General features: G+C 72.5%; 19 protein-coding genes. 11 read left to right on the forward strand and 8 right to left on the reverse strand.

The genetic code is table 11. The features are described 5' to 3' along the window. Nucleotides 1–10 precede the first annotated feature (10 nt). From ABT122_RS01970 to tdh, 3 genes are all read right to left on the reverse strand, one after another. Nucleotides 11–925 (reverse strand): LysR family transcriptional regulator, encoded by a 915-nt coding sequence (locus tag ABT122_RS01970; protein ID WP_351543831.1) that lies wholly within the window; start codon nt 923–925, stop codon nt 11–13. Nucleotides 926–969: 44 nt separating this feature from the next. After that, on the reverse strand, nt 970–2,154 hold the full coding sequence (locus ABT122_RS01975; protein ID WP_351543833.1) for a glycine C-acetyltransferase: 1,185 nt from the start codon (nt 2,152–2,154) through the stop codon (nt 970–972). A gap of 113 nt (nt 2,155–2,267) precedes the next feature. Next, on the reverse strand, nt 2,268–3,296 hold the full coding sequence (gene tdh / locus ABT122_RS01980; protein ID WP_351543835.1) for an L-threonine 3-dehydrogenase: 1,029 nt from the start codon (nt 3,294–3,296) through the stop codon (nt 2,268–2,270). A 269-nt stretch (nt 3,297–3,565) separates the two neighbouring features. On the opposite strand from tdh, the gene ABT122_RS01985 reads away from it, so the two are divergent. Then, nucleotides 3,566–3,856: a hypothetical protein gene (locus ABT122_RS01985; RefSeq protein WP_351543838.1), complete on the forward strand. Its 291-nt coding sequence runs from the start codon at nt 3,566–3,568 to the stop codon at nt 3,854–3,856. An 84-nt stretch (nt 3,857–3,940) separates the two neighbouring features. Here ABT122_RS01985 and ABT122_RS01990 read toward each other — a convergent pair whose 3' ends face one another. Together ABT122_RS01990 and ABT122_RS01995 are read right to left on the reverse strand one after the other, a co-directional pair. Then, nucleotides 3,941–4,981, reverse strand: a complete 1,041-nt coding sequence (locus ABT122_RS01990) for a DUF6397 family protein (protein WP_351543840.1) — start codon at nt 4,979–4,981, stop codon at nt 3,941–3,943. Nucleotides 4,982–5,111: 130 nt separating this feature from the next. Next, nucleotides 5,112–5,516: a roadblock/LC7 domain-containing protein gene (locus ABT122_RS01995; RefSeq protein WP_351543842.1), complete on the reverse strand. Its 405-nt coding sequence runs from the start codon at nt 5,514–5,516 to the stop codon at nt 5,112–5,114. 229 nt (nt 5,517–5,745) lie between these two features. Between ABT122_RS01995 and ABT122_RS02000 the strand changes: the two genes are divergently transcribed. Then, nucleotides 5,746–6,306, forward strand: a complete 561-nt coding sequence (locus ABT122_RS02000) for a GNAT family N-acetyltransferase (protein WP_351543845.1) — start codon at nt 5,746–5,748, stop codon at nt 6,304–6,306. 81 nt (nt 6,307–6,387) lie between these two features. Here ABT122_RS02000 and ABT122_RS02005 read toward each other — a convergent pair whose 3' ends face one another. Both ABT122_RS02005 and ABT122_RS02010 read right to left on the reverse strand, forming a co-directional pair. Continuing rightward, a complete protein-coding gene (locus ABT122_RS02005) occupies nt 6,388–6,570 on the reverse strand; it encodes a tail-anchor membrane protein (RefSeq protein WP_351543848.1) in 183 nt (60 codons plus the stop codon). Between the two features lie 98 nt (nt 6,571–6,668). Then, nucleotides 6,669–7,793: an acyl-CoA desaturase gene (locus tag ABT122_RS02010; RefSeq protein WP_351543851.1), complete on the reverse strand. Its 1,125-nt coding sequence runs from the start codon at nt 7,791–7,793 to the stop codon at nt 6,669–6,671. A 272-nt stretch (nt 7,794–8,065) separates the two neighbouring features. On the opposite strand from ABT122_RS02010, the gene ABT122_RS02015 reads away from it, so the two are divergent. From ABT122_RS02015 to exaC, 9 genes are all read left to right on the forward strand, one after another. Then, entirely contained in the window at nt 8,066–11,020 is a 2,955-nt protein-coding gene (locus ABT122_RS02015) for an SCO1167/SCO6262 family helicase (protein WP_502976079.1), read from the forward strand. Continuing rightward, nucleotides 11,017–12,426 (forward strand): SWIM zinc finger family protein, encoded by a 1,410-nt coding sequence (locus tag ABT122_RS02020; RefSeq protein WP_351543857.1) that lies wholly within the window; start codon nt 11,017–11,019, stop codon nt 12,424–12,426. The genes ABT122_RS02015 and ABT122_RS02020 overlap by 4 nt, the downstream gene beginning before the upstream one ends. 261 nt (nt 12,427–12,687) lie before the next feature. Then, a complete protein-coding gene (locus ABT122_RS02025) occupies nt 12,688–14,052 on the forward strand; it encodes an esterase-like activity of phytase family protein (protein WP_351543860.1) in 1,365 nt (454 codons plus the stop codon). Between the two features lie 432 nt (nt 14,053–14,484). After that, a complete protein-coding gene (locus ABT122_RS02030; RefSeq protein WP_351543863.1) occupies nt 14,485–15,087 on the forward strand; it encodes an N-acetylmuramoyl-L-alanine amidase in 603 nt (200 codons plus the stop codon). 147 nt (nt 15,088–15,234) lie between these two features. Continuing rightward, complete coding sequence (locus ABT122_RS02035) at nt 15,235–16,488, forward strand: GAF domain-containing protein (RefSeq protein ID WP_351543866.1); 1,254 nt, start codon at nt 15,235–15,237, stop codon at nt 16,486–16,488. Nucleotides 16,489–16,596: 108 nt separating this feature from the next. After that, nucleotides 16,597–18,066 carry an aldehyde dehydrogenase family protein gene (locus ABT122_RS02040; RefSeq protein ID WP_351543869.1) on the forward strand — a complete coding sequence of 490 codons (1,470 nt, stop codon included), beginning with the start codon at nt 16,597–16,599 and terminating at the stop codon, nt 18,064–18,066. 74 nt (nt 18,067–18,140) lie between these two features. Continuing rightward, entirely contained in the window at nt 18,141–19,685 is a 1,545-nt protein-coding gene (locus tag ABT122_RS02045) for an APC family permease (protein ID WP_351544037.1), read from the forward strand. A 65-nt stretch (nt 19,686–19,750) separates the two neighbouring features. Then, nucleotides 19,751–21,337 carry a GMC family oxidoreductase gene (locus ABT122_RS02050; RefSeq protein ID WP_351543871.1) on the forward strand — a complete coding sequence of 529 codons (1,587 nt, stop codon included), beginning with the start codon at nt 19,751–19,753 and terminating at the stop codon, nt 21,335–21,337. A 121-nt stretch (nt 21,338–21,458) separates the two neighbouring features. Continuing rightward, nucleotides 21,459–22,982, forward strand: coding sequence for an acetaldehyde dehydrogenase ExaC (exaC, locus tag ABT122_RS02055; RefSeq protein WP_351543873.1), 1,524 nt, complete (start codon nt 21,459–21,461; stop codon nt 22,980–22,982). 423 nt (nt 22,983–23,405) lie between these two features. Here the strand turns inward: exaC and ABT122_RS02060 are convergent, their stop codons facing one another. Next, nucleotides 23,406–23,648: a hypothetical protein gene (locus tag ABT122_RS02060; protein ID WP_351543876.1), complete on the reverse strand. Its 243-nt coding sequence runs from the start codon at nt 23,646–23,648 to the stop codon at nt 23,406–23,408. Between the last annotated feature and the right edge of the window lie 214 nt (nt 23,649–23,862).

Below are 23,862 nucleotides of genomic sequence, written 5' to 3' on the forward strand. Positions count from 1 at the left end.
GGCGTCCGTTTCAGCCCGCCGGGATGCGGGCCGCCGCCTTGGCCAGCGCTTCGAGCACCGGGCTGATCAGGGGGTGGTCCTCGGCGCCCCGGCGCACGGCGGCGAACACCCGCCGGGTCGCCGCCGGGCCGGACACGGGTCGGACGACCACGTTCTGGGGCACCGTGCCGCGCAGGGCCGAGCGCGGCACCAGCGCGACGCCGGCGCCCGCGACGGCGAGCGCCACCACAGCGTGGAAGTCGTCGGACGAGTGCACCAGACGGGGCTGGAAACCGGCCAGCTCACAGGCGAGCAGCACCATGTCGTGACACGGGTTGCCCGGGTAGGGGCCGATCCAGTCGCTGCCGGCCAACTCGGCGAGCGCGACCCGCCCGGACGCCGCCAGGGGGTGGTCCCGGTGCAGGACGGCGTCGAACGGCTCCGCGTACAGCGGTACGCGGGAGAGCCGCAGCCCGTCGTCGCCGGGGGCTCCCCGGTACTCGACCGCGACCGCGAGATCCGCTTCGCCGTCGAGGACGAGCGGCAGGCTCTCGTCCCCCTCGGCGTCCCGGACCCGAATCCGGATGCCGGGATGGCCGGCGGCGAGAACGCCCATGGCCGGGGCGACGACCTCGGCGATGCCGGTGGCGAAGGCGGCCACCGTCACCTCCCCGGCGGCCCCGCCCGCGTAGGCGGCCAGCTCGGCCTCCGCCCGCTCCAGCTGGGCCAGCACGGCATGGGTGTGGGTGAGCAGGATCTCCCCCGCCGCGGTCGGCCGGACCCCCTTGCCGCTGCGGATGAGCAGAGTGTGGCCGGTCTCCTGTTCCAGCGCGCTGAGCTGCTGGGAGACGGCCGAGGGGGTGAGATAGAGCGCGGAGGCCGCGGCGGTCACCGTACGGTGGTCCGCCACGGCCCGCAGGATGCGCAGCCGCCGGGGGTCGATCACCGGGTCATTCTGTCAGCCGGGGTCCGGCCGGCCCTCCGCCGGTCTCAGCCCCTCAGCTCCTCGCGTGCCCCGGTGAACGCGGCGACGGCCCGCTCCACGTCCTCGCGGGAGTGCGCGGCGGAGAGCTGGACCCGGATACGGGCCTTGCCCAGCGGGACCACGGGGTAGGAGAAGCCGATGACATAGACCCCGCGCTCCAGCAGCAGTTCCGCCATCCGGCCCGCCTCGGCCGCGTCGCCGATCATGACGGGGGCGATGGGGTGGTCGCCGGGGAGGATGTCGAAGCCGGCCTCGGTCATCAGCGAGCGGAACAGAGCGGTGTTCTCGCGCAGCCGCTCCCGCAGCTCCCCGGCCGACTCCAGCAGATCGAGCACCTTGAGGGAGGCGGCGGCGATCACCGGGGCGAGGGAGTTGGAGAAGAGGTAGGGGCGGGAGCGCTGGCGCAGCAGGGCGACGATCTCGGCGCGGGCGGCGACGTACCCGCCCGACGCGCCGCCGAGGGCCTTCCCGAGGGTGCCGGTGATGATGTCCACGCGGTCCATGACGCCCGCCAGCTCGGGGGTGCCGCGACCGCCGGGGCCGACGAAGCCGACGGCGTGGGAGTCGTCGACCATGACCAGGGCGTTGTAGCGGTCGGCGAGATCACAGATGTCGGCGAGCGGGGCGACATAGCCGTCCATGGAGAAGACACCGTCGGTGACGATCAGCCGCCGCCGGGCGTCCTGCGTCTCCTTGAGCTGCTGCTCCAGGTCGGCGAGATCGCGGTTGGCGTACCGGTGGCGGCGGGCCTTGGAGAGGCGGATGCCGTCGATGATGGAGGCGTGGTTCAGCGCGTCGGAGATGACCGCGTCCTCGGGGCCGAGGAGGGTCTCGAAGACTCCCCCGTTGGCGTCGAAGCAGGAGGAGTACAGGATGGTGTCCTCCTGGCCGAGGAAGGCCGAGAGCCGCGCCTCCAGCTCCTTGTGCACGTCCTGGGTGCCGCAGATGAACCGTACGGAGGCCATGCCGTAGCCCCAGCGGTCCAGCGCCTCCTTGGCCGCGCCGACGACCTCGGGGTGGTCGGCGAGCCCGAGGTAGTTGTTGGCGCAGAAGTTCAGCACCTCGCCGCCGGCGGCGACGGAGACCGTGGCGCTCTGCGGTGTGGTGATGACGCGCTCGGGCTTGTGGAGACCGGCTGCGCGGATCTCGTCCAGGGTGGTGCGGAGGTCGTCGCGGACGGACGCGTACATGGTGAGTGCTCCCTCGGGGGTGACGGCGGGCGGTGGACGGTGGGCCGGCCGATCGGCCGGTCGCTGGACGGCCCGGTCGTCAGACCGGGTCGGCCGGGGCAGGGGTCAGCGGGTCAACGGGTCCAGTCGAGGATGATCTTGCCGCTGCGGGCGGTGGCGGCCTCGTCGAAGGCGGCGTCGAAGTCCCGGAATCCATAGCTGCCGGTGATCACCGGAGTGAGATCGAGCCCGGCCTCCAGCAGCACCGTCATGGCGTACCAGGTCTCGTACATCTCCCGCCCGTAGATGCCCTTGATCGTGATCATCGAGGTGACGACCTTCGCCCAGTCGATCGCGAACTCCTGGGCGGGGAGGCCCAGCACGGCGATCCGCCCGCCGTGGGTCATGTTGTCGACCATGTCCCGCATGGCCTCGGCCCGGCCGGACATCTCCAGGCCGATGTCGAAGCCCTCCTTGAGCCCCAGCCGCCGCTGCGCCTCGTCGATGCCGTGGTCCGAGACATTCAGCGCGAGGGTGGCACCGGCCTTGCGGGCCAGTTCCAGACGGGACTCGCTGACATCGGTGATCACCACATTGCGCGCCCCGGCGTGCCGGGCGACCGCCGCGGCCATGATCCCGATCGGTCCGGCGCCCGTGATCAGCACATCCTCACCGACCAGGGGAAAGGTGAGCGCGGTGTGGACCGCGTTGCCGAAGGGGTCGAAGATCGCGGCGATGTCCAGGTCCACCCGGGTGCGGTGCACCCACACATTGGACGCGGGCAGGGCCACGTACTCGGCGAACGCGCCGTCACGCCCGACGCCGAGACCGATCGTGCTCCGGCACAGATGGCGGCGCCCGGCGAGACAGTTGCGGCACTTGCCGCAGACGAGGTGCCCCTCGCCGCTCACGGTGTCGCCGACCGCGATGTCCCGCACATCGGCGCCGACGGCCGCGACCTCTCCGACGAACTCGTGACCGAGGACCCGCGGGGTGGCGACCGTCTGCCGGGCCCAGGCGTCCCAGGAGCGGATGTGGAGGTCGGTGCCGCAGATCCCGGTGCGGAGCACCTTGATCAGCACATCGCCGGGACCGGTCTGCGGCTCCGGCACATCCATGAGCCACAGACCGGGCTCGGCGTGCTGCTTGACAAGTGCCTTCATCGGGGCCGCTCCAGGCATGACATCGAAGGTGATCACTCAGTGAATGACCGAACGGAACAATCGCACCATTCATCGCAGACTATGACAGCGGTGATCAGTGGACCGGCACCAATCTGCCCAGTGGGGCCGCCGGCGTCCATCGAGGATTTCTTAAGCGGTCCCACAGCGGAGCTTCATGCGGCGGCGCGGGGAACCCCTGGTGAGAGGCTGTTCCGGGGGTCCGGAGGACTTCGCTCGCATATTCGGCCCGGCGGTGCGAGCCTGGGAGGATGAGCTGGGCATCGTGGACGACCACCGGCGTGTACACCGGGCGCGGAGGGGTTCTCACCGATGAGGTGGGTGTGCTCACCGGGGATCTCAGCGTGCACACGACCTGGGCCGACGGTGAGGCGCGCGTCGCGGTCCAGTACAGCGGGGCGTCCGACTGGTTCACGCTGTCGGGCAGCCCCACGCCCTGCCCGTCCGAGGAGGAGAGCCGGGTTCTCCACCAGGCCGTGGTGCAGGCGGTCCAGGACGGCGGCGGGGCCACCGTCCCGTCCATGCCCCACGAAGCCGCCTAGGGGGTTTCTTTCGGATCGGGCCGGATCGGTGAGCGGGGTCCGGTGCCGGGGCTCGCGAGCCCGGCACGATCCGAAAGAGACGACCTAGGGTCTTTCCCGCGACGCCTCAGCCCGTGCCCCGCGCGGCCTCCACAGCCGCAGCCTCCCGAGCAGACCCCGCCCGGCGGGGCGGCGGACCGCGACACGCCGTCCGGTCCTGGTGCGGACGCCCGCCGGCCCCGGGTCCGCGCTCCCCGGCCCCGCCCCGCTCCCCACCGCTCCGGGACCCGGCCCGACAGCCCGCGCGGGCCGGGCGGACCCGGTGTGCGCGCGCTCCACCACTCCGGGACCCGGCGCCCCCGCGGCGCGGGGGTCGTCCCGGGGCGCCGGCATCGCCGGTCCCGACGCCGGGCACATCCGCCGGGCCTCCGCCAGCTCTCGCACCAGGCCCATGCGGTACCGGTGGATCTCCTCCGGCCGGTCCGCCGCCAGGAGCCGCTCCGCCACCTGCCGGGCCGCGGCCGACCGGGCCCGCACCGGGATGAACGCGGGGCGCAGCAGGAGCAGATGGGCCCGTTCGGCGGAATCCGGCACCAGCCCGGCCAGCGACGCGGGAGGGAGCACGGCCGCGAGGGCGGCGGCCCGCTGCCACGGTCCGGCGGCGGCCCGCACCAGCAGGTCCAGCCTGCGGGCGCGCCAGCCCCGGGGGCGGCGGTCCTCCCCCTGGCGCGGCAGCGCGCGCCGTCCGGCCGGCGCCCTGCCGAGGAGAGCCGGATGGTCCCGGGCGAAGCGCCTGAGCTCCTCGGCGAGGTAGAGCCAGACGACGGCGTGGTAGCGGTTGACGGAGAAGGTGACCGGGGTGAGATGACCGGCGCGGGCCAGCCGGGTGAAGCGCTCGGGGCTGATGGCGAGCAGCCCCGCTCCCTCCCTCGTACCCACGGTCCGCAGGCGCTCGCGCAGCTCGTCCGGCAGACCTCCGGCATCGCGGAGCCGGTCGACCTCCCGCCGGGGGACACGCGGCGGCCCCCCGGCGGAACCGGGTGCCGTGTCGATGTGTCCCAGCTGGAGCGCGAGATCCAGCTCGGTGGACTTCAGCTCCAGGAGCCGGGCGGCCCGGGCCGGAGTCAGTCCGTCGTCAATTGCCATGATGTCTCCCCCGTGAGCGGTGAATACTCTCGGTGACGACCATAGCCCGGCTCGGTGACACTCCGCCCGGCCTGTGGAAAACCTCGCGACGACAGGGACCCAGGCCCGGTCCGGCCGGAGTTCTCGCAGCTCAGCGACGCACCATACCGGGCTGCCTGGCCGCGACCCCCAGATGCTCGCCGACCCGGTTGACCATCAGCGTCATCTCGTAGGCGATCTGGCCGACATCCGCCTCGGCCTCGCTCAGCACGCAGAGACAGCTGCCCTCCCCCGCGGCGGTGACGAAGAGCAGCGCCTCGTCGAACTCGACCATGGTCTGGCGGGCCCGGCCCGCGCGGAAGTGCCGTCCGGAGCCCCGCGCCAGCGAGTGCAGCCCCGAGGAGACCGCGGCGAGATGCTCGGCGTCCTCGCGCGCCAGCGCGGTACTCGCCCCCGTCACCAGACCGTCGTTGGAGAGCACCAGTGCGTGCCTGATGTGCTCGATCCGCTTGGTCAGATCGTCGAGCAGCCAGTCAAGTCCTTTGTCCAACGCCATGGTTGATCCCTCCCCGCTCATACGTTCCCCGTGTTGCGGTAAGCCTTTCGCACCCGGGACGGCACGGCAAGGTGCAACCGGCACACCAAATGGAGCGACGATACAGGTACATTCGAGCGGCATATTCAAGAGGGCCTTTCGGCCCGTTGCGGCGGGAGTCGCGATCCCGGACGCTTTCCCCGGGAAATATCCCCTGGCATACGGGCGGGCCCTCGACAAGGATTTGATCATGGATGTGTTCCTCACCACCGAGCGTCTCGCCCTCCGCCCGGTCACCTCGGCGGACCTGGGCCACCTGGTCGGGCTGGACAGCGATCCGGAGGTGATGCGCTTCCTCAACGGCGGCCGTCCGACCACTCCGGAGGCGGTGCGGGAGGACTCCCTCCCCCGGCTGACCCGCCACTATCCCTGCATCGGCAATCCGGGATTCTGGGCCGCCGAGGAGCGGGCCACGGGGGATTTTCTGGGCTGGTTCGAGTTCCGGCCGCTCCGGGACGACAGCGCCGCGGTGACCGAACTCGGATACCGGCTGAACAGAGCCGCGTGGGGCCGCGGCTATGCCACCGAGGGCGCGCGGGCTCTCCTCCACAAGGGTTTCACCGGACCGGGGGTCCAGCGCGTCACCGCGAACACGATGGCGGTCAACACCCGTTCGCGCCGGGTCATGGAGAAAGCGGGCCTGCGGTTTGTCCGCTCCTACTTCGGCGACTGGCCGGAAGTCATCGCCGGCTCCGAACACGGAGAGGTGGAATACGCCCTGGCCAGGGAGGACTGGCGGCCGGACGGCTGAATCCGCCCGCCGCCCCGCCCGGAGCCGGACCCCACCCGTTCACGCCACCCGCCACCGCCGCCGTGCCCGGCCGGAGCGGGCTCAGCGGCCCAGCTCCTTGCGGGAGACCCTGCGCAGCCTGCGGCGCTGCCCGGGGTCGAGCATCAGATAGGCCACCGCGGGGACCCCGAGGACGACCAGCAGCGCCGCCCAGAACGGGATCACCGTCATCAGGAGCAGGCCGATGGCCACCCCTCCGATGACAATCTTTGTACGTGTCGACATTTCGACGCCTCCTCGTGCGGCTCTCGCCGTTCCTGCGGGGGGAACGTGCGGGCGTACCGCACAGTTCCACTATGCGCCCGGCCGGGCCCGCGGGGCCGTCATACGGGTGCTCCGCCGCGCAGCGGCTCCCCGACCTCGCGCATGTGCCCCAGCGCCTGCCGGTAGGAGTCGATGAGCCCGGTCTCGCTGTACGGCAGGGACAGGGCGCGGCAGTGGGCCCGTACCAGCGGCTGAGCCAGCCTGAGGTGCGGGCGGGGCATGCTCGGGAAGAGATGGTGCTCGATCTGGTAGTTCAGACCGCCCAGCAGCCAGTCGGTGACCGGGCCGCCACGGACATTGCGGGAGGTGAGGACCTGTCGGCGCAGATGCCCCCAGCCCTTCCCGCTCTCCTCGTCGGGCATCTCCATGCCCTTGTGGTTGGGCGCGAAGGCCATGCCCAGGTGGAGCCCGAGGAGCATCTGGTGGAGAAGGGCGAAGACCAGGGCCCGGCCGAGCGGCATGGCCGCCAGCAGGAGGGCCGCGTAACCGGCGACGTGCAGGACGAGCAGCAGGCCCTCCAGCAGGCGGCCCCGGGCCGGGAGGCGGGCGTCCCCCTCCGCCGGCCGGCGGAACACCGACTGGAAGCCGTACACCTTGAGCGCGATGCCCTCGAGAGTGGTCAGCGGGAAGAAGAGCCAGGCCTGGTGCCGGGTGAGCCAGCGGCGGAATCCGGCGCGGCCCACGGCCTGCTTTCGGGTGAAGACCAGGATGTCGGCCGCGACATCGGGGTCCTTCTCGATGTGGTTGGGGTTGGCGTGATGCCGGTTGTGCTTGTCGTTCCACCACTCCTGGCTCATGCCCAGCAGCAGATTGGCGTGGACCAGTTGAATGATCCTGCTCCGGCGGCGGTCGGTGGTGATCTGCGCGTGCCCCGCGTCATGGGCGAAGAAGGCGGTGCGGGTGGAGAACAGGGCCAGCAGAGGGGCGAGCGTCAGCACCCACCAGGACCCGCCGGCGAGGACCGTACCCGTGATCACGGCGGTGAGGGCGAGCAGATTGAGAACGATGCCCCGGGCGTACCAGCCGGTGCGGCGGCCCAGCAGCCCCTGTTCCCGAACGGTCCGCAGCAGGGGCGCGAACTCGGAACCGGGGCGCCGGGAGGGCTCCGGGGAGGGGCCGTCGGCGGAGCCCTGTGCGGCCGGCCCGGACGGTGCGTCCGGGAGGGTGGCGGTGGGGTGGGGCATGGCATTCTCCGGTCCTGGGCGTGTGCTGGCGTTCGCTCGTCCTGACCTGCTCAAACGTAGGCAGCGGCGGCACGCGCGGCCATGACGCCACCACCCGGAGCGCACGGGTGGTGGCCCCCCGCCCCCGGGGGTGGTGCTGGGTACACCCCGGGCCCGCACCGGGGAGAGTGGGGCGGATCACAGCTCCGGTGAGAAGCGCTCCGGCGCCGGATCGAGTACCCTCAGCGACTCCCACTTGTGCGCTAGTCAAATTTGAGGAATGCGTCATCGCTGTGCACCGGCCCCCCGCGGCAACGCCCTCCCCTGCCTCCCCCGACCCCTCCGCTCCCCCTCCGCCCTCCCCGGCTCTCCTCGCCCGCCGCTCCGTGGTGTTCCTTCCCGGGGACCCGGCCCGCACCGGCCGGGTCGCCTTCTGGCACCCCGGCGGAGCGACGGACCCGGACAGCGGCCCGGCCACGGACCGGGGTACCGGCCCGGACACGGGCCCGCTCCTGGACACGGACCGGCTGACGGTCGTCCAGGACGACGCGCGCCCGCGCGCCGTGCCCGCGCTGCTGCTGCCCGTCTCCGCCGCGCTGCCCGTCCTCACCAGGGCACGCACCGTCGAGGGCGCCTCCCCGTCCGCCGTCTTCTGGGGGTCGGCCGCCGTGCTCGCCCTGCACCTCGCCGCGCGCGGGCTGCTGCTCCCCGGTCTCACCCCCACCGACCACGACTCCTGGCGGATGGGCCCGCTGGCCGCCGAGGACCTGGAGCGGGTCCGTGTCCTCGCCGCCTCCATGCCCCCCAGCGCCCATGCCGTTCCCCTGGACGCCCCGGAGTCCGGCGTACCGCTGCTGCCGGAACCGGAAGGGCTGCTGCGGTCGTTTCTCGACGCGGTCGCGGACGGGCTGCCCCGCACCCCCGCGGCGCCCGCGGCCGCAGGGGACGCGGCGTTCACCGCGCAGGCACCGCGGCGACTGCCCGGGCACCGGGCGTGGGCGGCGGAGATCGCCGCCGGCCATGACGCGGGCGTACGCCTGTCCCTGCGGATCGACCTCACCGGCGACCTCGGCACCGATCCCGGTGACGGCGGGGACGAGCGTGCCCGGCCGGCCTTCCGCGCCGTGCTCCAGATGCACAGCGTCAGCGATCCGGCCGTGGTCGCGGACACCGCCGATGTGTGGGCCGGCGGGGACCGCCCGGGAAGCGCGTTCGGGCCGCGTGCCCGGATGGACGCGCTGCTGGCCCTCCGCCGGGCCGCCCGGGCCTGGCCCCCGCTCGGCCCGCTGCTGCACGCCGCCGTCCCCGACTCCCTGGACCTCGCGGACGAGGAGGTCACCGAGCTGCTCGGGGAGGCGGCCGGGGCGCTCGCGGCGTGCGGTGTCCAGATCCACTGGCCCCGGGAGCTGGCCCACCGGCTCACCGCCCGCGCCGTGATCGGCCCGCCCGACGACCACGGGACGGCGACCGGGTCGGGGCTGCCCTCCGTGCTGTCGGCCGACGCCCTGCTCGCCTTCGATTGGCGGTTCACCCTGGGCGACCGCCCGTTGACCCGCGAGGAGCTCGACCGGCTCGCCGAGACCGGCCGGCCGCTGGTGCGGCTGCGCGACCAGTGGGTGATCGTCGACCCCCGGGAGGTCCGGCGCGCCCAGGGGAGCCAGGACCGGAAGCTGACGCCGATCGACGCGCTGAGCGCCGTGCTGACCGGCACGGCCGAGGTCGACGGCCGTCAGGTGGAGGTCGAGGCGTCCGGCTGGGTGGCGCGGCTGCGCGACCGGCTCGCCGACCCGGAGGGCGGGGTTCAGGAGATCGGCCAGCCCTCCGCACTCGACGCGACCCTGCGCGACTACCAGCTCCGCGGCCTCAACTGGCTGCACCGGATGACGTCCCTGGGGCTCGGCGGCTGTCTCGCCGACGACATGGGCCTCGGCAAGACCATCACCCTCATCGCTCTCCATCTCCACCGGCAGACCGACGCGTCGGCCGCCGGGCCCACCCTGGTGGTCTGCCCGACCTCCCTGATGGGCAACTGGCAGCGGGAGATCGAGCGGTTCGCGCCCGGCACACCGGTCCGCAGGTTCCACGGCCCCTCCCGCGAACTCGGGAACCCGGCGGACGGGGAGTTCGTTCTGACGACATACGGCACGATGCGGCTCGACGCCGGGAGACTCGCCGGTGTGGCGTGGGGCATGGTCGTCGCCGATGAGGCACAGCACGTCAAGAATCCGTACTCGGCGACCGCCCGCCAACTGCGCACCCTCGGCGCGAAGGCACGGATCGCCCTGAGCGGCACCCCCGTGGAGAACAATCTGTCCGAGCTGTGGGCGATCCTCGACTGGACGACACCCGGTCTGCTCGGACGGCTCGGCACCTTCCGCACCCGCTACGCGAGCGCGGTGGAGGGAGGCGACGATCCCGCGGCGGCCCGGCGGCTGGCCACGCTGGTCGGCCCGTTCCTGCTGCGGCGGCGCAAGTCCGACCCGGGCATCGCCCCGGAGCTGCCGCCGAAGACGGAGACCGACCGGGCCGTCTCCCTCACCGCCGAACAGGCCGGACTGTACGAAGCGGTGGTGCGGGAGACGCTGGCCGCGATCTCCGGCGCGGACGGCATGGAGCGGCGCGGGCTGGTGATGAAGCTCCTCACGGCGCTCAAGCAGATCTGCAACCACCCGGCCCAGTATCTGAAGGAGGAACAGCCCCGGACGGGAGACCGTTCGGGCAAGGTCGAACTGCTGGACGAACTGCTGGACACGATCCTCGCCGAGGGCGCGAGCGTGCTGGTCTTCACCCAGTACGTCCGGATGGCGCGGCTGCTGGAGCGGCATCTCGCCGCCCGGGGCGTGCGGACACAGTTCCTGCACGGCGGTACGCCGGTGGCCGAGCGCGAGGCCATGGTGAACCGCTTCCAGAGCGGCGGTGCACCGGTCTTCCTGCTCTCCCTGAAAGCGGCGGGCACCGGGCTGAATCTGACCCGGGCCGAGCATGTCGTCCACTTCGACCGCTGGTGGAACCCGGCGGTCGAGGCCCAGGCCACGGACCGGGCGTACCGCATCGGGCAGACCCAGCCCGTGCAGGTCCACCGGCTCATCGCCGAGGGGACCATCGAGGACCGGATCGCGGACATGCTGGCGCGCAAGAGCCGGCTGGCGGACGCGGTCCTCGGTTCCGGCGAGGCCGCGCTGACCGAGTTGACCGACACCGAACTGGCGGATCTGGTGGAGCTGCGAGGGGGCGGCGGAACACGATGAACGACTTCAACGACCTGGACGAACACGAGGAACACGACGAACACGGGGAGCACGGGGAGCACCGGGAAGACGAGGAACACGAGGAATCGGACGACGCCGGCCACGGGAGCGGCCGGTCCGGTCACGGCGGTGCGGGGGAGGAGGTGCGGACCTTCCCCGCGCAGCCGCCGGCGCGCGGGCGCGGCTTCGCCGCCAGCTGGTGGGGCCAGACCTGGCTCAAGGCCCTTCAGGACACGGCACTCGACGGCGAGCAGCTGACCCGGGGCCGCCGCAGTGCGCGGGCCGGCGCGGTGGGGGCGGTCTCGGTGCGCCCCGGCCGGATCACCGCGGTCGTCAGGGACCGGGACGGCACCGGACACCGCTGCGATGTGCTGCTCACGGAGCTGACCGACACCGCCTGGGACCGGTTCCTCGACATGGCCGTCGACCGGGCGGAACACATCGCGGCGCTGCTGGACCGCGAGATGCCGCCGCACCTGGTCGAGGACGCGGCCACGACGGGGGTCGAACTCCTGCCGGGCATCGGCGATCTGGAGCCCGAGTGCGGCTGTGGGGCCTGGGATCTCTGTCCGCACACCGCGGCCCTCTGCTACGAGGTGGCCCGGCTGCTGGACCAGGACCCCTTCGTCCTCCTGCTGCTGCGGGGGCGCGGGGAGCGCCGGCTCCTCGACGAACTCCAGCTGCGCAGCGTCGCGCGGGCGGCCGGCTCCTCCCCCACCGCCGAGGCGGAGAGCGGACCGGCGGACCGCGGGGTGCGGGCGGACGAGGCCTTCGCCGCGCGGGACATCCTGCCGCCGCTGCCCGCTCCCCCGGCGGTACCCGCCGAGCCGGGCCGGCCGCCCGCGCTGGACAGCGGGAGCGAGCCCGCGCCCGGGATCGACCCCGACGCGCTGGAGTTCCTGGCCTCCGACGCCGCGGCCCGGGCCCATCGGCTGCTGGCGGAGGCGCTCGCGCCCGGCCATGGGCGCCAGCCCCCGGAGCCCGCGCTGACGGCCGGCGAGGACGCGGTCCGGCTGGCGGCCTCGGTGCCCGGGCCGGTGATCGCCCGCCGGCTGGCCGAGAGCACCGGGCGCGGACGCGCCGGACTGGACCGCGCGGTACGGGCCTGGCGCGCGGGCGGCGCGGCGGGGCTCGCCGTCCTGGACGAGGTGTGGGCGCCCGGCCAGGAGGAGCTGGCCCGGGCGGCGGCCGTGCTGGGTTCGGCCTGGGAGGGCGCGGCCCGGCCCCGGCTGCGCGCCTCCGGGCCCGGCCGCTGGACGGTCATCGGCGCCGAGACCCAGTTGCGGCTGGGCGGCGACGGCCGCTGGTGGCCCTACCGCCGGGAGCAGGGCCACTGGTGCCCGGCGGGCCCGGGCGCCCACGACCCGGCGGAAGCGCTCGCGGAGGCGCTGGGCGAAGCGGGCTGACGGAGAGCCGAGGCGGAGCCGGGGCCCGTGGGACACCCCACGGGCCCCGGGCGTATCAGGGCGCATCCCCCACCCCCCGTACCCCGTGGGGTGGCACGGGCACCAACAGAATCGGCGAAACGCGCCCCGGGGCGCGGGGTCGTCGGGCAGTCTTCATCCCGACGCCATCCGGCGTCCGGATGGGACGACCGGCCGAGCCCTTCCCCCCGGGCACGTCCGGTCCGCCGGAACCATCCACCTTGTCCCCACCAAGGAGGCCCGATGTCCCCCCGCACCCATCCCTCATCCGTACGGCGCCGCCGTCTCACCGCGGCCCTGCCGATCGCCCTGGTGACGGCGATCGCCGTGACCGGCACGGCCACCGGTGTCGCCCCCGCGCCGGGGAGCGAGCCCGAGGAGCGGCCGCGCCTGGTGGGTTCGGCCGTCCTCGACGAGATCCCCCTGGGCGAGTTCAGCAACGCGCTGCTGCCGGGCTCGGTCTCCGACGACCGCGGCGTCCGTCTCGGCGTCGGCAGCGATCTCCACCCGGCCGGCCGCGAGGGCGAGTTCTGGACCGTGACCGACCGCGGCCCCAATGGGCAGATCAGGGTCGACGGCACGAAGCGCCGCACCTTCCCGGTGCCGGAGTTCGACCCGGCGCTGGTGAAGATCCGGGTGTCCGGAGAGCGGGTGCGGGTGCTCAAGGCGATTCCCCTCACCACCTCCTCCGGCGCGCCGGTCACCGGCCTGCCCAACCAGGCGTCCCGCGACGAGGCACCGTACACGTACGACGCGCGGACCCCGCTCCCGTACAACCCGAGCGGTCTGGACACCGAGGGGATGGTGCGGGCGCCCGATGGCTCGTTCTGGCTCGCCGACGAGTACGGCCCCTCGCTGGTGCACGTCTCCCCCCGCGGGCGGGTGCTGGCCCGCTATGTGCCCGAGGGGCTGAAGCTGGAAGGGGCCGGCTATCCGGTGGTCGAGGCGCTGCCGGCGATTCTGCTCCAGCGCAAGCTCAACCGGGGCTTCGAGGGGCTGGCCGTGCTGCCCGGCGGCGATCTGGTCGCGGCGGTGCAGAGTCCGCTGTCGGTGCCGGACGTGGCCGCGGGCGAGGCGTCGCGCAATGTGCGGCTGGTGCGCTTCTCCCCGGCGGAGGGCGCCGTGACGGCGGAGTACGCCTACCGGTTCGACCCGGTGAACGTGGTCGACCCCGGCGAGAGCGACACATCGGAGCTGAAGATCTCCTCGCTCGTCGCACTGGACCGCCGCACCCTGCTGGTGCAGGAGCGCACGGACAAGTCGTCCCGGCTCCACCGGGTCACCCTGCCGCGCGGCGCGGGCATTCTGGGCAGCCGCTGGGACGACCCGGCGACCTCGCCCAGCTATGAGCAGACCGGTGACCCCTCGGCGGCGGGCGTGCCGGTGCTGAAGAAGTCCCTGGTCGTCGACTTCGGTACGGTCCCCGGGGTGCCCGGGAAGATCGAGGGGATCGCCCTGGCCGGCGAGCGCACTCTCGCGCTCGTCAACGACAACGACTTCGGGATGACGGACGGGCCCGGGGCCTTCGGCCCGGACGGACGGCTGATCGACAGCGGTGTCGACACCCATGTGGTCCAGGTGCGGCTGCCGCGGTCGCTGACGGACTGATCACGGGCCACGCGCTCCCGCCCCGCCGGAGCCGCCCGGGTCCGGTCCCCGGGCGGCTCCGCCCTCGGCACCCGCCCTACCACAGCTCTACTTGCTCTGCGCCGAGTTGCCAGAAAAATCCGCCGATGGCGCCCTGACGCCGTACGGTGAAGGGGACCCTGCCGGTCAGCCGTCTCCGTCCACTCGGTCCACTCCCTCCGCTGCGCCCCCTCCGCACCTTCCGTCACTTCAGCCCCTTCCGTTCGCGACACCGGATCACGCCACACCAGGACACCCGCGCCGGAACAGCGACATCAGCGCCACCGGGTCGGCGACACCGGCGCACCCGCCTCACCGGACATCCCCGGCGAACGACCGCCGACAGGAGATCCTCTCGGTGACCCCGGCGCCACCCGGCGGGGTCACCGACAGCCCCATCGGAAGAGAGGCCCCATGGACCGGAGAAAAGTGATCGGCGGAGCCGCCGCCGCGGCGGCCGCCGGCCTTCTGCTGCCGTCTGCCGCCGCCCGGGCCACCGACGCCCGGCCGGCGCCCGCCCCCAGGGCGGGCACCGACTACCCGGGCGCCCACTGGCTGCCCGCGTCGGCGTCCAACTACACCGCCGCCGGACGCCCTTCGTCCCACCGGATCGATGTCGTCGTCATCCATGTCACCCAGGAGACCTTCACCGACACCGTGAAGATCTTCCAGAACCCGGCGAGGAAGGTCTCCGCCCACTATGTGGTCCGCTCGTCCGACGGCTATGTGGCGCAGTGTGTGCGGGAGCGCGACATCGGATGGCACGCGGGCAACTGGGACCACAACACCCGCAGCGTCGGCATCGAGCACGAGGGCTGGGTGGACCGGCCCGCCTACTTCACCCATGCGCTCTACGAGCGGTCGGCGGCCCTCACCGCCTCGGTCTGCGAGCGGTACGGCATCCCCAAGGACCGAGCCCACATCATCGGTCACCACGAGGTCCCCGGCGCCACGCACACCGACCCCGGCCCCCTCTGGGACTGGACGCGCTACATCCGTCTCGTCAACTTCGCCTGACCCGGGCGCGCCTCCGTCCCGGCGGAGCCGCTCCGCCGGGACGGAGGCGGCGCCCGTACCCCATGTCACGCCCAGCGCCCCGTCCGCCGTACCGCCCGTTGCCGCACCCCGGCCGCCTCGGTCGCGCTGGAGGGCGGGGAGGCCGATGTGAACGACCCGTGGGTGGCCCTGGAACCGGGCGCGGACCCGGTCGAACGGCTCGCCGTGCTGCGCCGGGCGTACGACGCGTACCTCGCCGAGGGCCGGTCCGGACCTCCCGTGCGCTCCGTCGTGGCCGACTCCTGGCGGCGCTCCGCCCGGGCCCGGGTGAACCCCGACGGCACACCCGGCATCGACATGGACGACGACGCCGTCCTCGCCCACCGCGAGAGCCATCCGCTGGCCCCGGTGATGCCGCTGGTACGGGAACTGACGGGCAGCTACGCACGGGACGGCGACCATCTGGTGGCGGTCTGCGACGCGCAGGGACGGCTGCTGTGGGTCGAGGGGCCGCCCGGGGCGCGCCGGGCGGCGGGACGGATGAACTTCGTCCCGGGGGCCCGCTGGGCCGAGTCGGTCGCCGGGACCAACGCGCCCGGGACGGCGCTCACGGTCGGCAGACCCGTCCAGGTCTTCGCCGCCGAGCACTTCCGCCGCCCGGTGCACTCCTGGACCTGCGCCGCCGCCCCGGTCCGCGACCCGGCCAGCGGACGGGTACTGGGCGCCGTGGACATCACGGGCGGCGACCGGCTCGCCCATCCGCACAGCCTCGCCTTCGTGGGAGCCGTCGCCCGCGCCGCCGAGTCCCAGCTCGCGCTGCTCACGCCGGCCCCCCGCCCCGACCAGGTGCAGCTCTCCGCGCTCGGCCGGGACGAGGCACTGCTGACGGCGGGCGGGCGCAGGACCCGGCTGAGCCGCCGGCACAGCGAGATCCTGGTCGTGCTGGCCAACCGCCCGGAGGGCATCGGCGGTGACGAACTGCTGATCGAGCTGTACGAGGACGAGTCGGTCACCCCGGTCACCCTGCGGGCCGAACTGCACCGGCTGCGCGGTCTGCTGGGGCCGGGGCTGCTCTGCTCCCGGCCCTATCGGCTCGCCGCCCGGGTGGACACGGACTTCACCGCGGTCGCCCGGCGGCTGGCCTCGGGGGCGCTGACCGGCGCGATCGGCGCGTACGCCGGCCCGCTGCTGCCCGCCTCCCGGGCGCCCGCGGTGGTCCGGCTGCGCCGCAGACTCGCGGACCAGGTGCGCGCCGCCCTGTTGTCGCGGGCCGATCCCGGGCTGCTGATGGACTGGGCGCACAGCCCCTGGGGCGAGGACGACCTCCCGGTGTGGCGCGCCCTGGCCTCCGTGCTCCCCTCGTCCCAGCGGCCGTCCGCACTCGCCCGGGTCCGCGAACTCGACAGCTGGCAACGGGGGTGACGGCCTCGGCGACCACCAGCAGAGAAAGATCGACATCATGTGATTACCCGTGAGTAGCCCGGGTAGACGCCGCCGTGGCCGGCCGTCCGACACCAGGAGCGCACCTACATGCCCGAACTGTTCATCAATGGCGAGTGGACCACCTCCCGCGACGGAGGAGTGCGGGAGATCCGCTGCCCGGCGGACGGCACTCTCGTGGCGGCCGTGGACGAGGCCGGCCCCGCGGACGCGGCGGCGGCCGTCGCCGCCGCCCGGGAGGCCTTCGACCACGGCCCCTGGCCCCGCACCCCGGCAGCCGAGCGCGGCGCCCTGCTGCTGCGGGTCGCGAGCCTCCTGGAGCGCGACAAGGCGGCGCTCGCCCGGGCCGAGTCCCTGGACACGGGGAAGCGGCTGGTGGAGAGCGAGTACGACATGGACGACATCGCGGCCTGCTTCCGCTACTTCGGCGCGCTGACCGCGGCGGGCGGGGGCGGGCGGGTCGTCGACACCGGCGGCGCGGACGCCGACAGCCAGGTGGTGTACGAGCCGGTCGGGGTCTGCGCCCTGATCACCCCCTGGAACTATCCCCTGCTCCAGACGGCGTGGAAGGTGGCCCCGGCGCTCGGCGCGGGCAACACCTTCGTCCTCAAGCCCAGTGAACTGACCCCGCACACCGCGATGCTGCTGATGCGGCTGCTGGCCGAGGCGGGGCTGCCCGACGGGGTGGCCAATCTGGTGCTGGGGGCGGGGCCCCGGACCGGGGCGCCGCTCAGCGAGGACCCGGGGGTCGATCTGGTCTCCTTCACCGGCGGACTGGTGACCGGACGGCGGGTGATGGCCGCCGCCGCGCCCACGGTGAAGAAGGTCGCACTGGAGCTGGGCGGCAAGAATCCCAATATCGTCTTCGCGGACGCCGACTTCGAGACCGCCGTGGACTACGCGCTCACCGCGGTCTTCCTCCACTCGGGGCAGGTCTGCTCGGCGGGAGCACGGCTGCTGGTCCAGGACGAACTGCACGAGCGGTTCACGGACGCGGTCGTCGCGGGGGCGGAGCGCATCCGGCTGGGCGGTCCCTTCGACCCGGCCGCCCGCACCGGGCCGCTGATCTCCGCCGCGCACCGGGAGAAGGTCGAGGCGTATGTGGCGGCGGGGCTGGCCGAGGGCGCGGTGCTGCGCTGCGGTGGCCGGAGGCCGGAGGACCCGGCACTGAAGAACGGTTTCTTCTATCTGCCGACCGTGCTGGACGAGTGCACCGCACAGATGTCGGTGGTCCGTGAGGAATCGTTTGGCCCGGTGCTCACGGTGGAGCGCTTCCACAGCGAGGAGGAGGCCGTGGCGCTCGCCAACGACACGGTCTACGGTCTGGCCGGGGCGGTGTGGACGACGGACGAGGGACGGGCCCGGCGGGTGGCGTCCCGGCTGCGGGCCGGAACCGTGTGGATCAACGACTTCCACCCCTATGTGCCGCAGGCCGAGTGGGGTGGGATGAAACAGTCCGGTTTCGGGCGCGAGCTGGGTCCCTCCGGTCTCGCGGAGTACCAGGAAGCGAAGCACGTCTGGCGCAATCTCGCTCCCCGCCCGCAGGGCTGGTTCGCGTGACCGGGGAGCGCCCCGGGGGCGCCTCCGCATCCCCCGAGGGGCGGCCGGGGAGCAGCGCCGGGCCGGACGGAGGGATATCCTCCCCCGGGGGCGCCAAGGCCCCCGGGGACGACGACGCGCTCGGTCTGCTGGGCTACCGCCCCGAACTGAAGCGCACGCTGGGCACCTTCCACACCTTCGCCGCCGGCATCAGCTACATCTCCATCCTCACCGGCACCTTCCAGCTCTTCTACTTCGGTGTCTCCTTCGGCGGACCGTCCTACTGGTGGTCGTGGCCCCTGGTCTTCGCCGGTCAGTTGATGGTGGCCCTCTGCTTCTGCGAACTGGCGGCCCGCTACCCCGTCGCCGGGTCCGTCTACAACTGGGCCAAGTCCATGGGCGGTCCGCACACCGGCTGGCTCGGCGGCTGGATGATGCTCACGGCGACCATGGTGACCCTGGCCGCCGTGGCGCTCGCCTACCAGATCACGCTGCCGCAGATCGACGACTGGTTCCAGTTCGTCGGCGACGGCACCGGTACGTCCGACGCCGCCGCGAACGCGGTGCTCCTCGGCTCGGTGCTCATCCTCTTCTCCACCCTGGTGAACGCCTTCGGCGTCAAGCTGATGGCACGGATCAACTCGGCGGGCGTGTTCATCGAACTGATCGCCGCCGTCGCGCTGATCGTGCTGCTCGCCGCGAGCATCACCCGCGGTCCCGTCGAGACGCTCACCGAGACCCAGGGACTCGGCGGCGACCACTCCATCGGATACTTCGGCGCGTTCCTCACCGCATCGCTGGCCTCCGCCTATGTCATGTACGGCTTCGACACCGCGTCCTCGCTCGGCGAGGAGTCGCACAACCCGAGCCGCAACGCGCCCCGCGCGATCCTGCGCGCCCTGGTCGCCTCCTTCCTCATCGGCGGGCTCATTCTGCTCTTCGCGCTGATGGCGGTCCCCGATCTGGCGTCGGAGGAGCTGACCACCGGCGGACTGCAGTACGTGGTCCTGGAGACCCTGGGCTCCACGGTCGGCGAGATCGTGCTCTGGTGCGTCGTCGTCGCGATCACGGTCTGTGTGCTCGCCGTCCACGCGGCCGGGATTCGGCTGATGTTCGCCATGGCCCGCGACAACAATCTGCCGGCGGGTTCCCTGCTCGCCCGGGTCAGCCCCCGCTTCCGCACCCCCGTCGCCCCGGCCGTGGTGATCGGTCTGGTGGGGGTCGCCATCCTGGTGATCAACATCAATCAGCCGCAAATCTTCTCGGTGATCACCAGCATCGCGATCATCATGATCTATCTGGCCTATCTGCTGGTCACCGTGCCCATGCTGATCCAGCGGCTGCGCGGCACCTGGAAGCCCGCCGAGGGCGCCTTCTCGCTCGGCCGCTTCGGACTGCCCGTCAACATCGTCGCGGTCGTGTGGGGTGCGGCCATGTCGCTCAACCTCGCCTGGCCGCGCGCCGAGGTCTACAACGCCACCGGTGAGCAGCACTGGTATCTGCGCTGGGGCGCGTTCCTGTTCATCGGGATCGTCGCGGCGGGCGGCTTCGCCTACTACTGGTTCGTGCAGCGGCACCGTACCGGCGTGCTCGACGAGCACCGGGCCGAGGCGCCCGGCGACCGGCCGTCCTCCGTCTGACCCCCTTCCCCCTCCCCCTCCCCCTCCCCCTCTCCGACTCTCCCTCACCCTCCCTGGAGTTCCCCATGCCCTCTCGGAGCAGTTCCGTCCCTGCCTCCGGCCCCTCGTCCGTTCCCGTGTACGACTATGTGGTGGTCGGCGGCGGCACCGCGGGAGCCGTCATCGCCGCACGGCTCACCGAGGACCCGGGGGTGAGCGTCTGCGTCCTGGAGGCCGGACCCTCCGATGTCGGGGACGACAGCATTCTGCGGCTGGACCGGTGGATGGCGCTGCTGGACTCGGGGTACGACTGGGACTACCCCGTCGAACCACAGGACAACGGGAACAGCTTTATGCGCCACGCACGGGCCAAGGTGCTCGGCGGCTGCTCCTCGCACAACTCCTGTATCGCTTTCTGGGCGCCGGCGGAGGATCTCGACGAGTGGGCCGCGCTGGGCGCCTCCGGGTGGAGTGCCGAGGAGTGCTTCCCGCTCTACCGGCGTCTGGAGTCCAACGACGGCCCCGGTGAGCACCACGGCCGTTCCGGTCCGGTCACCATCCGGACCGTACCGCCGAACGACCCGTGCGGCAGGGCGCTGCTGTCGGCCTGCGCGGCGGCGGGTATCCCGACGACTCCCTTCAACAGCGGCTCGACGGTCGTGCGCGGTGCCCACTGGTTCCAGATCAACTGCCGTGAGGACGGCACCCGTTCCTCGGCCTCCGTGTCGTATCTGCATCCGGTCCTCGACCGGCCGAACCTCACCATACGCACCGGAGTGCAGGCCAAAGAGCTGCTCTTCGACGACGGCGGCCGGTGCGACGGAGTGGAGTTCCTGGAGCCGGACGCCCTGCACACCGGGTCGGTACGGGCCCGTCGCGAGGTGGTCGTCTCCTGCGGCGCCATCGACTCCCCGAAGCTCCTGATGCTCTCGGGGATCGGTCCCGCGGCGCATCTGCGGGAGGCCGGGGTGGAGATCCGGGTCGACGCCCCCGGAGTCGGCTCCCACCTCCAGGACCACCCCGAGGGTGTGATCATGTGGGAGGCGAAGCAGCCGATGGTCACCTCGTCCACCCAGTGGTGGGAGATCGGGGTCTTCGCGGACACCGAACCGGGTCTGGACCGGCCGGATCTGATGTTCCACTACGGCTCGGTGCCCTTCGATCTCAACACCTACCGGCGCGGCTACCCGACCTCGGACAACGCCTTCTGTCTCACTCCGAATGTCACCCGGGCCCGCTCCCGGGGCACGGTCCGGCTGCGGAGCCGGGACTTCCGGGACAAGCCGAGGGTCGATCCCCGCTACTTCACCCATGAGCACGACATCCGGGTGATGACACACGGGCTGCGGCTCGCCCGCGAGATCGTCGCCCAGCCGCAGATGGCGGGGTGGGCCGGCCGGGAGCTGGCCCCGGGGCCCGCGCTCGGTTCTGACGATGAGCTGTTCTCGTACATCCGCGACACCCACAACACCGTCTACCACCCGGCGGGAACCGTGCGCATGGGCGCGGTGGACGACGCGGACTCGCCGCTCGATCCGCAGCTGCGGGTCAAGGGGGTGCGCGGGCTGCGGGTGGCCGACGCCTCCGTGATGCCCACGCTGACCACCGTCAACCCCTGCATCACCACCATGATGATCGGCGAGCGGTGCGCCGATCTCCTCAGGGCCGGCTGACCCGCCGCGCCGGCGGGGGCGACGGGCGCGGCGCAACCTGATCGCAACGTCCGGGCTCCTAGCCTCCCGGTGACCGTCGTCCCGAGGTGGCGGCGGCGTCCGTCACCGGGAGGCTCTGGAGATGACCCGATACGCGGCACCGGGAAGCGACGGCGCGATCGTCTCGTACCAGCCCCGCTACGACCACTGGATCGGCGGGGCGTACGTACCGCCGGCCCGGGGTGCGTACTTCGAGAACCCGAGCCCGGTCAACGGCCGCCCGTTCACCGAGATCGCCCGTGGCACCGCGGAGGACGTCGAACGCGCCCTCGACGCGGCCCACGCCGCCGCACCGGCCTGGGGCCGTACCTCCGCGGGTGACCGGGCCGGTGTCCTGCTGCGGATCGCCGACCGGATGGAGGCCCGGCTGGAAGAGCTGGCGGTGGCGGAGAGCTGGGACAACGGCAAGCCGGTACGGGAGACCCTGGCCGCGGACATCCCGCTCGCGATCGACCACTTCCGCTACTTCGCCGGGGCGCTGCGCGCCCAGGAGGGGACGCTGAGCGAGATCGACGACGACACGGTCGCGTACCACTTCCACGAGCCGCTGGGGGTGGTCGCGCAGATCATTCCGTGGAACTTCCCGATCCTCATGGCGACCTGGAAACTCGCTCCGGCCCTGGCGGCGGGCAACGCGGTGGTGCTCAAGCCCGCCGAACAGACCCCGGCCTCGATCCACTTCTGGCTGAGCCTGGTCGCCGATCTGCTCCCGGACGGCGTGCTCAACATCGTCAATGGCTTCGGCGTGGAGGCGGGCAAGCCACTGGCGTCCAGCCCGCGCGTCGCGAAGATCGCCTTCACCGGGGAGACCACCACCGGGCGGCTGATCATGCAGTACGCCTCCGAGAACATCAAACCGGTCTCCCTGGAGCTCGGCGGGAAGTCGCCGAACATCTTCTTCGAGGACATCTGGGCCGCCGATGACGATCTGCGCGACAAGGCGCTCGAAGGCTTCACCATGTTCGCCCTCAACCAGGGCGAGGTCTGCACCTGTCCGTCCCGCGCCCTGATCCAGCGCGGTCACTACCACGAGTTCCTGGAGGCGGGCATCGCCCGCACCGAACAAATCGTCCCGGGCCACCCGCTGGACACGGACACGATGATCGGCGCCCAGGCGTCCAACGACCAGTTGCAGAAGATCCTCTCCTATCTGGACATCGGCCAGCAGGAGGGCGCGAAGGTGCTGACCGGCGGCCGGCGGATCGAGTACGACGGCGAGCTGGCCGGCGGGTACTACGTCCAGCCGACCGTCCTCGAGGGCGACAACCGGATGCGGGTCTTCCAGGAGGAGATCTTCGGCCCGGTCGTCGCCGTCACCTCCTTCTCCGACTTCGACGACGCGATCAGGACGGCGAACGACACGCTGTACGGCCTGGGAGCCGGGGTGTGGACGCGCGACGGCAACACCGCCTACAGGGCCGGCCGGGCCATTCAGGCGGGCAGGGTGTGGACGAACTGCTACCACGCGTATCCGGCGCATGCGGCTTTCGGCGGATACAAGTTGTCGGGGATCGGCCGTGAGACGCACCGGGTGCTGCTGGAGCACTACCAGCAGACGAAGAATCTCCTCGTGTCGTATTCGCCGAAGAAGCTGGGCTTCTTCTAGCCCCAGGAAAAGGGCGCCTGACCAGGGGTTTTCCCTGGCAGGCGCCCTTTGTGACGCGGTTCTGTGCGGCGATTCGAAACTCGGCGTTGCGCCCGATTTCTCCCACCCGTATCCCACTTCTGACCAGCTGTTCCGGGGCCATTCCGGGCCAGTGGCCGGTTAACTCGACCTCGGAGGCGCCCTCCCGGCTCCGCATGGAGTCCTCGATCAGCCGGTTGGCGTGGTCGCGTGTCTCGGCCAGGAATTTCGCGTAGTGCCGGAAGAGGACCTGGATGCTCTGTCCGGCGCGGCGTGCGCATTCAGCGGGTCGACGCCGCGCCAGTCAGCTACCAGCCCCGTCAGGCGACGGGCCATGACGGACCAAGCCGGGTGGGCCTCAGAGCGCTGAGGCAGCCTCTCGTAGCGCGGCAGCTCTGCGGGCTCTCACAATCCAGCCGGCAGGTTTCCCTCGGTCGCGGGCAGCCCGTACCGCTTCACCTGGTCGTAGGTCAGTAGCACCCGCTCGGTGTGGCTCCAGCAGCCCGTCCGGGCGACCCAGTCGCGTTCGATGTCCTCGCCGGAGCAGTCGAAGTCGCCCACCACCAGGAGCACGGCGTCGCGGGGGTCCGCGGTGGCGCGGTCGCGGACGACGCCGGCGGAGGACTGGGAGCCGAAGCCGCGGACCACCAGGACCGGGATGCCGGTCTGGTCGAGCCGGCCGGTCAGCTGCCGGCGCAGGGTGTCCTTCTCCGCCGCGACGTACAGCGCGTGCTCCTGGCCCTCGGTGCGGTCGAGGCGGAATCCAGCCGGGCATCCGGGCGACGAACGCGTCCGCGCCGTCCCAGGCCGGCGGGACGTGGACCTCGCGGACGGTGTCGATCAGGTCCGGGAACCGGCCCTC

Source organism: Streptomyces sp. NPDC001985 (assembly GCF_040296845.1).
GTDB lineage: Bacteria > Actinomycetota > Actinomycetes > Streptomycetales > Streptomycetaceae > Streptomyces.